At 60.5% G+C, this 14,388-nt stretch carries 12 protein-coding genes; 8 read left to right on the forward strand and 4 right to left on the reverse strand.

The genetic code is table 11. From position 1 onward, the window contains the following. Nucleotides 1-2 precede the first annotated feature (2 nt). The 7 genes from ASD60_RS18060 (at nt 3) to ASD60_RS18090 (ending at nt 8,714) form a co-directional block, all read left to right on the forward strand. Complete coding sequence (locus tag ASD60_RS18060; protein WP_056855309.1) at nt 3-1,193, forward strand: pyridoxal phosphate-dependent aminotransferase; 1,191 nt, start codon at nt 3-5, stop codon at nt 1,191-1,193. Beyond that, complete coding sequence (locus ASD60_RS18065) at nt 1,186-2,601, forward strand: aldehyde dehydrogenase family protein (RefSeq protein ID WP_056855310.1); 1,416 nt, start codon at nt 1,186-1,188, stop codon at nt 2,599-2,601. The genes ASD60_RS18060 and ASD60_RS18065 overlap by 8 nt, the downstream gene beginning before the upstream one ends. A 98-nt stretch (nt 2,602-2,699) precedes the next feature. Further along, complete coding sequence (locus tag ASD60_RS18070) at nt 2,700-4,301, forward strand: ABC transporter substrate-binding protein (protein ID WP_056855311.1); 1,602 nt, start codon at nt 2,700-2,702, stop codon at nt 4,299-4,301. A gap of 244 nt (nt 4,302-4,545) precedes the next feature. Next, nucleotides 4,546-5,505: an ABC transporter permease gene (locus tag ASD60_RS18075; protein ID WP_056855312.1), complete on the forward strand. Its 960-nt coding sequence runs from the start codon at nt 4,546-4,548 to the stop codon at nt 5,503-5,505. 3 nt (nt 5,506-5,508) lie between these two features. Further along, the gene (locus ASD60_RS18080) at nt 5,509-6,336 is read left to right on the forward strand and encodes an ABC transporter permease (protein WP_056855313.1); all 828 of its coding nucleotides are present in this window, start codon (nt 5,509-5,511) and stop codon (nt 6,334-6,336) included. Between the two features lie 2 nt (nt 6,337-6,338). Beyond that, the gene (locus ASD60_RS18085; RefSeq protein WP_056855314.1) at nt 6,339-7,982 is read left to right on the forward strand and encodes an ABC transporter ATP-binding protein; all 1,644 of its coding nucleotides are present in this window, start codon (nt 6,339-6,341) and stop codon (nt 7,980-7,982) included. A gap of 9 nt (nt 7,983-7,991) precedes the next feature. Continuing rightward, nucleotides 7,992-8,714 (forward strand): NAD(P)H-dependent oxidoreductase, encoded by a 723-nt coding sequence (locus ASD60_RS18090; protein ID WP_056855315.1) that lies wholly within the window; start codon nt 7,992-7,994, stop codon nt 8,712-8,714. Nucleotides 8,715-8,773: 59 nt separating this feature from the next. Here the strand turns inward: ASD60_RS18090 and ASD60_RS18095 are convergent, their stop codons facing one another. Beyond that, nucleotides 8,774-9,796, reverse strand: coding sequence for an RHS repeat-associated core domain-containing protein (locus ASD60_RS18095; protein WP_056855316.1), 1,023 nt, complete (start codon nt 9,794-9,796; stop codon nt 8,774-8,776). 282 nt (nt 9,797-10,078) lie between these two features. Here ASD60_RS18095 and ASD60_RS18100 point away from each other — a divergent pair, with 282 nt between their 5' ends. Continuing rightward, on the forward strand, nt 10,079-10,534 hold the full coding sequence (locus tag ASD60_RS18100) for a YMGG-like glycine zipper-containing protein (RefSeq protein WP_056855317.1): 456 nt from the start codon (nt 10,079-10,081) through the stop codon (nt 10,532-10,534). Nucleotides 10,535-10,547: 13 nt separating this feature from the next. On the opposite strand, the gene ASD60_RS18105 is transcribed toward ASD60_RS18100, so the two are convergent. Genes ASD60_RS18105 through ASD60_RS18115 form a run of 3 tightly spaced genes read right to left on the reverse strand, consistent with a single transcriptional unit; the run spans nt 10,548 to nt 14,251 of the window. After that, a complete protein-coding gene (locus ASD60_RS18105) occupies nt 10,548-11,591 on the reverse strand; it encodes a DUF2955 domain-containing protein (protein WP_056855318.1) in 1,044 nt (347 codons plus the stop codon). Further along, complete coding sequence (locus tag ASD60_RS18110; protein ID WP_056855319.1) at nt 11,581-12,720, reverse strand: HlyD family secretion protein; 1,140 nt, start codon at nt 12,718-12,720, stop codon at nt 11,581-11,583. Before ASD60_RS18110 ends, ASD60_RS18105 begins: the two co-directional genes overlap by 11 nt. Next, entirely contained in the window at nt 12,713-14,251 is a 1,539-nt protein-coding gene (locus ASD60_RS18115) for an efflux transporter outer membrane subunit (protein ID WP_056855586.1), read from the reverse strand. The genes ASD60_RS18110 and ASD60_RS18115 overlap by 8 nt, the downstream gene beginning before the upstream one ends. Nucleotides 14,252-14,388 lie beyond the last annotated feature (137 nt).

Below are 14,388 nucleotides of genomic sequence, written 5' to 3' on the forward strand. Positions count from 1 at the left end.
CCATGCGCTTTTCCGATCTGACTCAACGTATCGCCGGGGACGGCGCTGCCGCCTGGGATATTCATTACCGCGCTTTGGCACTGCGCGAGCAGGGTGAAGACATCCTGCTGCTGTCCGTGGGCGACCCGGATTTCGACACGCCGCAGCCCATCGTGCAGGGCGCCATCGACAGTTTGCTCAACGGCAACACTCACTACGCCGAGGTGCGCGGCAAGCGTGCCCTGCGTGAAGCCATCGCCAGGCGCCATCAGCAACGTAGCGGGCAACGCGTTTCTGCCGATCAGGTCACGGTGCTGGCCGGTGCGCAGTGTGCGCTGTTCGCCGTTGCCCAATGCGTACTGAACCCAGGCGATGAAGTGATCGTCGCCGAGCCGATGTATGTCACGTACGAGGCAGTGTTCGGTGCCTGTGGCGCCGTGGTAGTGCCCGTGCCGGTGCGCTCGGAGAACGGCTTTCGCGTGTTGCCCGAAGACGTTGCCGCACGCATCACCCCGCGTACCCGTGCGTTGGCGCTCAACAGCCCGCACAACCCGTCGGGCGCAAGCTTGCCGCGCAGCACCTGGCAAGCGCTGGCCGAGCTGTGCATCGGCCATGACCTGTGGCTGATTTCCGATGAGGTCTACAGCGAACTGCTGTTCGAAGGCGAGCACGTCAGCCCGGCGAGCCTGCCGGGCATGGCCGAGCGCACCGCGACCCTCAACAGCCTGTCGAAATCCCACGCCATGACCGGCTGGCGCGTCGGCTGGGTGGTGGCGCCACCGTCACTGGCCGCGCACCTGGAAAACCTGGCGCTGTGCATGCTCTACGGTTCGCCGGACTTCATTCAAGACGCCGCGGTGATCGCGCTCGACAGTGACTTGCCGGAGCTGCACGCCATGCGCGAGGCCTATCGCCAGCGCCGCGACCTGGTGTGCGACATCCTCGGCAGATGCCCCGGCGTACGGGCGTTGAAGCCCGATGGCGGAATGTTCGTGATGGTGGATATCCGCGAAACCGGGCTCAGTGCCCAGGCATTTGCCGATCGCTTGCTGGATCGCCACGGCGTTTCGGTGCTGGCCGGTGAAGCTTTCGGCCCGAGCGCGGCCGGGCATATTCGTCTCGGCCTGGTGGTCGGCGCCGAACCGTTGCGCGATGCCTGTCAGCGCATCGCCCGTTGTGCCCAGGAACTGATGGAGGCCCAGGTTGATGCATAACCACAAGACATTGTTTATCGATGGCCGCTGGCAAACACCTTCGGGGCAAGGCGTGGCCGAGGTCATTAACCCGGCCACCGAGGAAGTCGCCGGCAGCGTGCCGTTGGGCGATGAGCGCGATGTCGACAACGCTGTGGCCGCGGCGCGCAAAGCCTTCGCGTCATGGTCGCGTACACCTGCCAGCGTTCGCACCGGATACCTCCGTGCCTTGGCCGAACAACTGCGCAACCGCGCCGACGAAATGGCCGCGGTCATCACCGCCGAACTGGGCATGCCGGTGCAATGGTGCCGCTCGGTGCAAGTGGACGGGCCGATCATCGGCCTTGAGCAGTACATCGAGCTGACGCACTTGATGGACGAAGTGCGCGAAGTCGGCAACTCGCTGGTGATTCGCGAGGCGGTCGGTGTCTGCGCCTTTATCAATCCATGGAATTATCCGCTGCATCAACTGATCGGCAAGCTGGCCCCGGCACTGGCTGCTGGCTGCACGGTGGTGGTCAAGCCGAGTCAGGAAACGCCGCTGCACGCGTTTTTGCTGGCGCAAATGATCGAAGCCATTGGCCTGCCGGCCGGGGTGTTCAATCTGGTCAGCGGGCCGGGTTCGAAGGTTGGTGAAGCACTGGCCAAGCACCCGGATGTCGACATGGTGTCGTTCACCGGTTCTACCGGCGCAGGCGTTCGTGTGGCACAGGCGGCAGCGCCTTCAGTGAAACGGGTGTGTCTGGAGTTGGGTGGCAAGTCGCCGCTGCTGATCGCCGAAGACGCCGACCTGGCCGCAGCGGTTCGTTATGGCGTGCAGGACGTGATGATCAACTCCGGTCAAACCTGCACGGCTCTGACCCGCATGCTGCTGCCAGCCAGTCGCTACGCCGAAGCGCTGGAGCTTGCGCTGGCCGAAACCCTGAGCCTGAAAATGGGCGATCCGCTCGACCCGTACAGTTTTCTCGGGCCGATGTGTTCGGCGGGGCAACGTCGCACCGTGCTCGATTACATCAAGGTCGGGCAACAGGAAGGTGCGCGGCTGTTGTGCGGTGGTGATACGCCGTCAGCATTTGAACGGGGTTTCTACGTCAGCCCGACGCTGTTCGCCGATGTCGACAACCGCATGCGCATCGCCCAGGAAGAAATCTTCGGCCCGGTGCTGTGCCTGATTCCCTATGCCGATGAAGCGCAAGCCATCCAGATCGCCAACGACTCGCCGTTCGGCCTGTCCAGTGGCGTGTGGGCCGGCAGCGCCGAGCGTGCCTTGCATCTGGGGCGGCAAATGCGTGCGGGCCAATGCTTCCTCAACGGCGCGGCGTTCAACTATCAGGCGCCGTTCGGCGGTTACAAACAATCGGGCAATGGTCGGGAGTGGGGGGAAGAAGGACTGAACGAATTTGTCGAAGTGAAGGCGATCCAGGTGTGACCGTTGGCGATTCAAACGTTGTACGCACCGGGCCTTGGTCCGGTGTTTTGCGTTGTTTTGAATGGGTATTCCGTTAGCTTTTGATCAGGGGCAATCCAATGAGCGATAACAAAAACAAGATTACTCAAGCGAACCATGAATTCAGCTTCCCGCGTCGCGACTTCTTGAGGTACAGCGCCGCGGCGGCTGCCGTAGCCGGGGCGTTCTCCATGGGCCTGCCGTTTGGCGCCATGGCGGCGCAGGCGACGCCGAAACCCGGTGGTGTATTGCGCCTGGGCCTGGCCGGTGGCAGCACCACCGATTCGAAAGACCCCGGCTCCTGGGTCGATACCTTCACCTTCGTCGGGTTCTCGGCGATCTATAACACCCTGACCGAGATTGCCGTCGACGGCACGGCGATCCCCGAACTGGCCGAAAGCTGGACCTCGAGCCCGGACGCACGGGTCTGGACGTTCAAATTGCGCCAGGGCGTGACCTTCCACAATGGCAAGACCCTGACCGCCGACGATGTGGTCGCCTCGATCCAGCATCACCTCGGGGAAAAATCCAGCTCGGCGGCCAAAACCGTGCTGGGCGATGTGGCCAAGGTCAGTGCCAACGGCAGCGACAGCGTGGTGTTCGAACTCAAATCAGGCAACGCCGATTTCACCTACGTGGTTGCCGATTACCATCTGGTGATCATGCCGAGCAAGGACGGTGTGCCGGACTGGCAGGCTGGTGTCGGTACCGGCGGTTATCGTTTGAAGGATTTCGAACCGGGCGTGCGCATGACCCTGGAACGCAGCCCGGATTACTGGAAGGCAGGGCGGGCACACTTCGCCGGCGCCGAGCTGATTGCAATTGGCGATGGCGCGGCGCGAATCAACGCACTGGTCACCGGGCAAGTCGACGTGATCAACAAGGTCGACTTGAAAACCGTGGCATTGCTCAAGCGCAACCCGAACCTGGTGATCGAGGAAACCAAAGGCGCGCAGCACTACACCTTCCCGATGCTCACCGACAGCCAGGTGTTTCAGAACAATGACGTGCGCCTGGCAATGAAGCATGCGATCAACCGCGAAACCTTGTTGGCCTCGGTGCTGTACGGCTACGGCCTGGTCGGCAACGACCATCCGATCCAGCCCGGTAGCCGCTTCATCAACACCGCACTGGAGCAGCGCACCTACGATCCGGAGAAGTCGCGCTTCTATCTGAAAAAGGCCGGCCTGGATTCGCTCAAGGTGCGCCTGCAAGCCTCCGACGCGGCGTATACCGGCGCTGTCGACGCATCCGTGTTGTTCAAGGAGCAGGCCCGTGCAGCCGGGATCGACATCGATGTGGTGCGTGAACCGGCCGACGGCTTTTTCACCAACGTGTGGATGAAGCAGCCGTTTACCACCTCGTTCTGGTACAGCAGCCTGACCGCCGACCGCATGTTCAGCATCGGTTACGCCAAAGGCGCAGCGTGGAACGAAACCCACTGGGACAACCCGCGATTCAATCAACTGCTGAATGCCGCCCGTGGCGAGATGAACGAACCGCTGCGCCGCGAGATGTACAACGAAATGCAGGGCCTGTGCCGCGATGAGGGCGGGGCGATTGTGCCGTTGTTTGCCAGTTCCGTGGCAGCGCGATCCAACCGTGTCGCGCACGGCGGGCAGACAGCGCCGTATGGCGAACTGGATGGCTTGCGGGTGATCGAGCGGTGGTGGCAGGCATAAAACCGGCTCTTGAAACCTGTGGAGATCAACGGCTGATCGTTCCCATGCTCCGCGTGGGAATGTCTCTAGGGACGCTCTGCGTCCAGTGACGCGGAGCGTCACGGGCTGCATTCCCACGCGAAGCGTTGGGAATGTCTCTAGGGACGCTCTGCGTCCAGTGACGCGGAGCGTCACGGGCTGCATTCCCACGCGAAGCGTTGGAACGATCATTCAAGGCCTGCAATCCGTCTTAAGGAACTGCATGATGAGAAGTATTTTCAAGCTGTTGGGGCAACGTTTGGCCCTGGGCCTGTTATCGCTGTTCGCCGTATCGGTGATCATCTTCCTGGCTGTCGGCCTGCTCCCGGGTGACATCGCCCAAGCCATGCTCGGCCAGTCCGCCACTCCGGAAACCGTGGCGGCTTACCGCGCGCAATTGGGCCTGGACCTGCCGCCGCTGACCCGTTTCGGGCACTGGATCTGGCAATTGCTGCAGGGCGATCTCGGCGTGTCACTGGCCAACCAGCGACCCATCGCCGACCTGGTCGGTTCGCGCCTGGGCAACACCTTCAGCCTCGCATTGCTGGCGGCGCTGGTATCGGTGCCACTGGCGTTGCTGCTGGGCATGCTCGCGGCGTTGTATCGCAATAGCTGGTTTGATCGCTTGCTCAATACCTCGGCGTTGAGCGCTGTGTCGTTCCCCGAGTTCTTCGTCGCCTACATCCTGATTCTGCTGTTCGCGGTCAAGCTCAACTGGTTCCCGAGCATCTCCAACCTGTCGCCAGACGCCTCCCTCGGCACAGTGCTGGAACGTTCGGTGCTGCCGGTGGCGACCCTGAGCCTGGTGGTGATCGCGCAGATGATGCGCATGACTCGCGCATCCCTGATCAATTTGCTGGCCAGCCCCTACATCGAAATGGCCCGGCTCAAGGGCATCAGCCAATCGCGGATCATCTTTCGCCATGCCTTGCCCAACGCCCTGGCGCCGATCGTCAACGTCGTCGCGTTGAACCTGGCGTACCTGGTGGTCGGCGTGGTGGTGGTCGAGGTGGTGTTTGTCTATCCGGGGCTCGGTCAGTTATTGGTGGACTCGGTGGCCAAGCGCGACATTCCGGTGGTACAGGCCTGCAGCCTGATCTTTGCCGCGACGTACATCCTGCTCAACACCAGCGCCGATGTGCTGTCGATCGCCAGCAATCCACGCCTGATGCATCCGAAGGGGTAGTTCATGAACCTGTTCAAACAATTGATCCGGGCGCCGCTGAGCGCGAAATTCGGGCTGCTGGTGATTGTGCTGTACATCCTCGTGGCGTTGTTCGCGCCGCTGCTTGCACCGTTCGGTGAAACCCAGGTCGTGGGCGAGGGCTTCGCACCCTGGGGCGGGCAGTTCCTGTTGGGCACCGATAACCTGGGGCGTGACATGTTCAGCCGTCTGGTCTACGGCGCCCGCAACACCCTGGGCATTGCCTTCCTGACCACGCTGCTGGCGTTCTTGCTTGGTGGTTCGTGCGGGTTGGTTGCAGCGATCAAGGGGGGCTGGATCGATCAGGGTTTGTCGCGAGTCGTGGATATTCTGATGGCGATTCCGCAATTGATCTTCGCGTTGCTTATCCTCAGCGTGGTCGGCACCACGGCGACCTCGCTCGTGCTGGTGATTGCGCTGCTGGATGCGACCCGGGTGTTTCGCCTGTCACGGGCGGTGGCGATGAACGTGGTGGTGCAAGACTTCGTCGAAGCCGCACGCTTGCGGGGGGAAGGCCTGTACTGGCTGGTGACCCGTGAAGTGCTACCCAATGCCGCAGCGCCACTGATTGCCGAGTTCGGCCTGCGCTTCTGTTTCGTGTTCCTGTTCATCAGTGCCTTGTCGTTCCTCGGCCTGGGCATTCAACCGCCCACCGCCGACTGGGGCAGCATGGTGCGCGACAACGCCGTGCTGATCACCTTCGGCGACATCAGCCCGCTGCTGCCCGCCCTGGCCGTGGCGTTGATCACGGTCAGCGTCAACTTCGTCGTCGACTGGATGCTGCACAAGTCCAGCGGCCTAAAGGAGTGCTGAACATGACGACGTCCAAACCATTGCTGGAAATCCGCGACCTGCACATCGAAGGTCACTACGAAGACGCGTGGCATCCGCTGATCAAGGGCATCGACCTGACACTGCAACGCGGCGAGGTCCTGGGACTGATCGGTGAGTCCGGCGCGGGGAAGTCGACCCTAGGGCTGGCGGCCATGGGCTACACCCGTGACGGCTGCCGGATCACTGGAGGCTCGGTGCATTTCGACGGCATCGACTTGCTCAAGGCCAAACCCGAAGCCCTGCGCAAGCTGCGCGGTTTGCGCATCGCTTATGTAGCGCAAAGTGCGGCGGCCTCGTTCAATCCTGCCCATCGGCTGATTGACCAGCACGTTGAAACCGCCGTGACAAACGGGGGTATGAGCCGCGATCAGGCCATGGCCGAAGCCGTTGAGCTGTATCGCGTGCTGCGTCTGCCCAGTCCGGAAACCATCGGCCAGCGCTATCCGCATCAAGTGTCTGGCGGTCAGTTACAGCGAGTGATGACCGCCATGGCCATGGCTTGCCACCCGGACCTGATCATCTTCGACGAACCGACCACCGCGCTGGACGTCACCACCCAGATCGAAGTGCTCGCGGCGATACGCGATGCGGTGAAGACCTACGGCAGCGCGGCGATCTACATCAGCCACGATCTTGCGGTGGTCGCGCAAATGGCCGACCGCATCATGGTGCTGCGTCACGGCAAACGGGTGGAAGAGGCCGTGACCCGCAAGATGCTCGGCGACCCGCAGGAGGACTACACCAAATCGTTGTGGGCGGTGCGCAGTTTCCGCACTGAACCCAAGGCGTGTCCACAGCAGGAACAGCCGCTGCTTGAACTGCGCAAGAGTTGCGCCAGCTACGGACATCAACCGGTGCTGCATGACGTTTCGTTGCAGCTGTATCGCGGCCAGACCCTGGCGGTGATCGGCGAATCGGGCAGTGGCAAAAGCTCTACGGCTCGGTTGATCACCGGTTTGCTGCCGCCCACCTATGGCGAGGTGCTGTATGACGGCCAGCCACTGCCGGCGGACTTTCGCCAGCGCTGCAAAGAGCAACTGCGGCGCATCCAGATGATCTATCAGATCCCGGACACCGCACTGAACCCGCGTCAGCGCATCGTCGACATCATCGGCCGGCCGCTGACGTTTTATCTGGGGCTCAAAGGCAAAGCGATGCGCACACGGGTCGCCGAGTTGCTGGAAATGATCGAGCTGGACCCGGCAACCTTCATGGAGCGCCAGCCCCGGGAGTTGTCCGGAGGGCAGAAGCAACGCATCTGCATTGCCAGGGCATTGGCGGCCGATCCGCAATTGATCATCTGCGATGAAGTGACGTCCGCCCTCGATCAATTGGTGGCCGAAGGCGTGCTCAAGCTGCTCAACCGCATACAGCAACAGCTCGGCGTCGCCTACCTGTTCATCACCCATGACGTCGCCACCGTGCGGGCGATTGCCGATCACGTGCTGGTGATGCAGCGGGGCAGGGTGGTCGACCAAGGCACGCGCAGCCAGATCTTCACGCCGCCGCACGAGGACTACACCGGACTGCTGTTTTCTTCCGAACCGCAAATGGACCCGGACTGGCTCGACCGTTTGCTGGCGAGCCGCACCAAGAATTCAAACCCTACGCTGGAAAAAGTCTAAGGAACCACCATGAAAGTATTGATCGTCCACGCTCACCCGGAGCCAAAATCCTTCACCGCCGCCCTGCGTGATCAAGCGCTAGCCACCCTCGAAGCCCAAGGCCATGAAGTGCAGGTCAGCGACCTGTACAAAATGAACTGGAACCCAGTGGCCAGCGACGCTGACTTCTCGTCGCGGGAAAACCCGCAATACCTGGTCTACGCCCTGGAACAACGCCTCGGCGTGAAAAGCCAGTCCCTAGCGCCGGACATCCAGGCCGAGCTGGACAAACTGCTGTGGGCCGACCTGCTGATCCTCAACTTCCCGATCTTCTGGTTCTCCGCCCCGGCCATGCTCAAAGGCTGGATCGACCGGGTGCTGGTGTCGGGTATCTGTTACGGCGGCAAACGTTTTTACGATCAGGGTGGTTTGGCAGGCAAGAAAGCGCTGGTGACGGTGACGCTTGGCGGGCGTGAGCACATGTTCGGTGATGGCGCCATTCACGGACCGCTGGAGGACATGTTGCGGCCGATCCTGCGCGGCACCCTGGCTTATGTGGGTTTCGATGTGCTGCAGCCGTTCGTGGCATGGCATGTGCCGTATATCAGCGAAGAGGCTCGCCAGCAGTTTCTGGCTGATTACGGGCAGAGGTTGCAGCATTTGAGTGATGAGCAGCCGCTGGTGTTTCCGAAGCTGGCGCAGTTTGATGAGCAACTTTATCCTTTGTTTAATTCAACGGTCGTCGAAAAGTGATTTGATTTAACTAGCTGTTAATTGGTCCTTGATGGAGGGCCAATTAACAGCTAGTGAGTTTAGAGTTTAAAGCGTCCAATGCTCAACTGAAGCCTGTGTTTTTGAGTCCGTAAGTCGGAAATTTCTTTGAGTAAACTAGATGTTTTCTCTAGGAAGTTTTTCGTTAGGTCTGAAAGATGTCGTTTATCGCCTGCATCCAACGAAAGGTGTCCTAATCTCGTTATATCAACAGTGCCACCCCTTTCAAGTTCAAAAAAATCGGCTGAAGCTGGCTTGGTTTCTAAAAATGTTTGAAGTGTGGGTGGTAATTCTTTTGTACTCACGCTTGGGTTTGTGTTGATGACGTCTTTCGCTAAATCTTTTAAAGGAATTTTCTTTAAAAATTCATTCTTGTCCGCACGAAAAATCTGGTTAATTTCATATTTTTTGCCTTGGATACTTTCGTTTATTCTACTTGTTTCGTCTATTACATTTGCTATCTCCCGACGGGTTGCTCTTCTGTACACCTGTAATTTCATTCCGTCGATTTCTACGGTCCTACGAAACAGTGACCAATGCCCATTGGGATCGCGTCCATTAATCGGGTCTCCCAAACAGTACGTATACGAATTAAAACCGCCTTTTCCGAACGGACTCAAACTGTCCGGACTATTGAATCGCATCAACGCAGGATTGAACGCCCGATAACCATTCCCCAACAAGTAATGTCCGGTCATTGGATCAGGCCGTTCACCGTTGAAGCCCAACCGACTGGTTAACCCACTTTCGGCGCTTCGGTGACCGTAGGCGGAGTAGGCAATAGGTTGACTTTCAGTGTTCTTCTCTAGCGTGTGTAGCACCGAGCGCTGTAAGTCGGTTGCCAGCAAAGTAGTACCGAAGACCTCGTTCTCGTGCTGTTGTTGCGCCAGCAACAGATCGTCATGCTGAACGATGGAGTGCCTGAGCGCTCCCTGTATCTCAGTGACCAAGCGGTTTTCGCAATAGAAACGGAGCGCTGGAGCGGTTGACCGGGTGTGGCTGATCAACCGATCCAGGGGATCGTAGCTATAGCGGGCGAGTACACAACTTTGCGGGGAAAGCATGGAAGTTCCTCACTTTCAAGGCTTGAGAGGCTTGAGAGGCTTGAGAGGCTTGAGTATCGGCGGAAATGAAGGTGGTGGGTACTAGCAGAACTGATAGGTAGATCTTTCATATCCTATGTAGGTTTTGATGTGCAGAGACCTTCATGGTGTGGCACATGCCTTATACGCAACACTTAAGTCGCGCTGCCCGACTGACCGTTTAACGCTCGGAGCCAAGAGCGGGCCGGGGGGTGAACTACACTGTTTCTACTTCACCCAGCCCGACTTCAGTCGGAGGTCAACATGAAACGCTTGTCACCTATCGGCCTGTGCGTTGCCTTGTGTTTTTTCAGTGTCCAGGGATGGGCGCAGACGGTGACGCCGTTGAAAGGCCAGAGTTCGCAGCAGACTCAAATGGATATCACCGAGTGCAACAACATTGCCGCCAGTCAGACGGCGTCGACCTCATCGACGCCCTCCGGAGGTCGGGTCAAGGGCGCCGTGGCCGGTGCGGCTGCCGGGGCTGCGGGTGCGCAGGTGCGCGGGCGGCAGCACGACGAGTTTTATGATCGCGTCGACGACGACACCAAACAGGATTACCGCCAGAACCGCGCCAAGGAAACCGCAGCGGCCGGTGCCGTGGTCGGTGGCTCGCGCCAGCGTCAGGAGCGACGCGCGCAGGAGAAGACCAACACCGCGAACACGGCGACGGCTTATACCAGTTGCCTGCAAGGCAAGGGTTATCAAGTCAATCCCTGAGAATCGCCGGTTGCTATGGAGCAGTGGCGGCATCCGCTCGGGTTGGTTTTTGCCGCTGTTCAAGTAAATGAACCATCAAGCACGCATACAGCGTTACGCCGATGAACAGCGCCATGCGCACGGCAAATGCGGTCTGTACGTCCTTGCCTTCTGCACTGTCCTGAACAGATTGGCCCAGCAGGATGATCAGGGTCAGCAGGCTGTTGAGCCAGAATCCCGGGCTAAAGCGGCCCGATTTCAACCCGTAGAGCTTGCGCGCGACGATCAGGGCGAACAACAGCATCCACAAGAAGAACATCCACAAGTGGGCGAACAGGCTGAGCGCCCACCAGAACATCACGGCCAACAGCCCCCCGAGCAGGGTCGATCCGATCAGCTCGCGTGCGGCGTTTCGCGCCGAGGTCGTCGAACTCTGTTGCCCCAGGTTGACCGCCTTGAGGACGATGGGCAGGTAACTTGCCGGATCAATCAAAGCGAGCAGGAATGCCGGAACCACGATCAAGGTGGCGCGCAAGGCGATTCGGTCCACTTCGCTCGTCGGGAGGGCTGGGGAAGGGGGCTGAGCCGGTGCGTTGACCGGTTCGCGGAACAGCCAGTGACTGAACATGCCGACGATCACTGCCAGAAGCAGTCCCGAGACCATGGCCGTGATGACCATGACTGCCAGGCCAAAATCGGCAACACCCGCCGAGGAAATCAGGGTCAGGCCAATCACCAGAAACGTGACGATCAGGTTATTGCCGCCCCGCAAGCCGAAGCGAAAAACCAGGAACAGGCACAGGCCGATCAACAGCACCCCGGTGTTGGGGTAGTAACGCAGTACCGGGATCAACAACAGGCCGGTGCCGGTGGTCAGCATTGCAGCCAGCGCCAATACCACTGCTGTCTTGAACGGTAGCGGCCGATTGGCGGACGCGAGCAGCAGCGCACAGAGCACCGGGGCTAAAAAAGGGATCGGCAGTGCCAGGCCAAAACTGGCGGCCAGGCATACCGACGTGCCAGTGGCCAGGCGCAATGCACGCTGAGCCCTGGGCGTGCGCTGTGCGCTAGTAAACATACGACAGCCAACTCATCAGCCGCAGGAACACCCGACCCAGTGGGTTCAGCAGATTATCTTCAGAGGGAAAAGCCATGACTTCCGCCTGGCCGCCAGCGCGGATGCCGCGGTTGTCACGCAGCTTCGCCAGGGCGTCAGGGGAAAACTCGATGATCACCGGGAAGCGTTGCGCGGGACGCAGCCAGTCGCGGCTGTTCTGCACGGTCGGCAGGCTGCCGGGCGCGGCGGGTTGGCCAACGCTGACGCCGTAACCGATGCTGCGTATGCGCCCCTCGAACACTTCACCGGGCAGGGCATCGAGCACAATCGACACCGGGGTTTCAGGCTTGACCAGGCCGAGGTTGTTTTCAGTCATGTCGGCGCTGATCCATACATCGTGGATGGCAATCAGGGTCATGACCGGGTTGCCGGCTGCGGCGAATTGGCCGACATCGGTGCGCAGGTCAGTGATCAAACCGGCCGAACGGGCGCGGATCTGCGTGTTGGAAAGGTCCAGTTCAGCTTTTGACAATGCCGTCGCGGCGCTACGCAGCAGGGCGTTGTCTTCCGCGCTGCCACCCTCCGTTTCACGGGCGCGCTGGACCTCGGCGCGGGCGGCGGCCACCTGGCTGACCGCCGCTTCGCGGTTGGCGCGGGAAACTTCCAGCAAACGCACGGAAATGGTTCCCGGGTCCTCTCGATACAACCCTTCCAAGCGCTGATTGTCCTGGCGCGCCTTGAGCTCGTTGGCTTGCGCCGCACGCAAGCTGGCCTGGGCCGAAGCAATGCCGGCGGTACTGGCGCCGATCTGCCGGCGGGTGGATTCGAGGTCGGCGCGGGCACGGTCGACGGCAATCTGATACGGCTGCGGATCGATCTCGAAAATCACTTCCCCGGCCTTGACGTCCTGGTTGTTGCGCACATTGACGCGGGTTACCCGCCCCGCGACTTCCGCCGCCACCGGAATCACGAACGCACCGACCCGTGCCTGTTGCGTATAGGGCGTGAATCGGTCTGCCAGCAGGTACCACGCAAGGCTCAGGACGATCAGCAACAAAACCCACTTGATGCCTTTGCCAGTCGGGTCGGCAGCCGGTTCGGCGGGCGGCGGGGAGGGCGCGTCGGGCGTCACGGGCGCGGCTTCACTCATGGTTTTTCACCTGGTCGGGCAAAGGGGATACGGGAAGGTCGGCAGAGGGATCAGTCAGCAAGTCGCCCCAGTCCGTGCGTTGCTCCATCTGCTTGCGCGTCGTGGAGTCGACTCGGGCTTGGGCGCTGTACCAACCGCCGCCGAGTGCCTTGTACAAGGCAATCACGTTGCTCACGGCATCGCCGCGACTGAGCAGGTAACTGTCCTGGAGTTCAAGCAGTGCACGCTGTGCATCGAGTACGCGCTGGAAATCCGAATAGCCTTCGCGATACAGCGCGTTGGCCAGCTCCAATGAACGTTTGGCCGCGCCTTCGGCCTCACGCAGAATGCGTTCGCGCTGCAATGCGCGAACCAGTCCATTGGCTGCATCATCGGCCTCGCGCGCGGCCTGGCGGACTTTGTCGCGGTAGGCCTCGATCAATTGCTGCAACCGCGCATCCTGCACGCGCACGTTGTTGCTGATACGGCCATAGTCGAACACGTTCCAACGCAGGCTTGGGCCGCCAATCAGGTCGAGGCTGCGGGATGTCCCGCTCAAGGTATCGGCGGACCAGACGATACTGCCCAGCAACGTCAACGACGGGTAGAAATCGGTTTCGGCCACGCCGATCAATGCCGATTGGGCGGCGACATTCAGTTCTGCGGCGCGTATGTCCGGGCGACGCAGCAGCAGATTGGCCGGGACATCCTGCAGCACCGCACGGTCCACCAACGGAATCAACCCAGTGTTCTCGGCCATCAGCGGCAGCGCCCCGGGTGGACGACCAATCAACACCGCCAGGGCATTGCGGATTCGACCGATCTGATCCTCGAGAACGGGGATTGTGCTCAAGGTGCCCAGGTATTGGGTCTTGGCTTGTTGCAAGTCGAGTTCAGCCGTCTGGCCACTCATGAACAGTTTTTCCGTTATCTCGTAATTGCGCTGTTGCTGGCGGGCGTTTTCCCGAGCCACACGCAAACGCGCTTCGGTAGTGCGCAGGGAAAAATAGGTATCGGCAACCTGAGCCCGGAGCAATACCAGCGCATCTTCATAATTGGCTTCGGCAGCGAAGTAACTGGCATCGGAAGACTCGATGGCGCGGCTGAAACGGCCCCAGAAATCCAATTCCCAGCCCACATCGAAGCCGGCGCTGTGCTGCCAGAAATGGCTGTCGACAGGGTTATTGCCGCCGGACTGCCGCCGGTTGACGTAAAGGCTGTCAACGCTGACCTGCTGCAGTTGCGGATAGAGACCGCTTTGGGCAATGCCCAATTGTGCGCGAGCTTCCATGACGCGCAACCCGGCGATCTTCAGGCTGGCGTTGTGCGCATCGGATTCGGCAATCAACTGGTCCAGCGCCGGGTCGGCGAACACTTGCCACCACTGGCGGATGTCCGGATTCACTGCACGTTGGCTGGCGTGCTCAAGGGCCGGGGTGTTCCAGTGATCGATCCACGTTTCGCCGGGCGATTGAAAGTCCGGTCCCAACCGCACGCAACCGCCAAGGACAAGCACGGCAGACAGCAGCAGCTGGAGGGTACCTGAATGCATTACGCGTTTTCCGACCAAGAACATCACAGCAGCATAGACGCCCGGACGACTGCCGCTGTGTTTCAACGTCACGCGGCGTAAAAACGCCACCACTGTCGCAAAAACGACCTGTTTACGCTGAACGCGAACCACCACGA

The sequence above is a fragment of the Pseudomonas sp. Root562 genome, from assembly GCF_001427125.1.
Taxonomy (GTDB): Bacteria; Pseudomonadota; Gammaproteobacteria; order Pseudomonadales; family Pseudomonadaceae; genus Aquipseudomonas.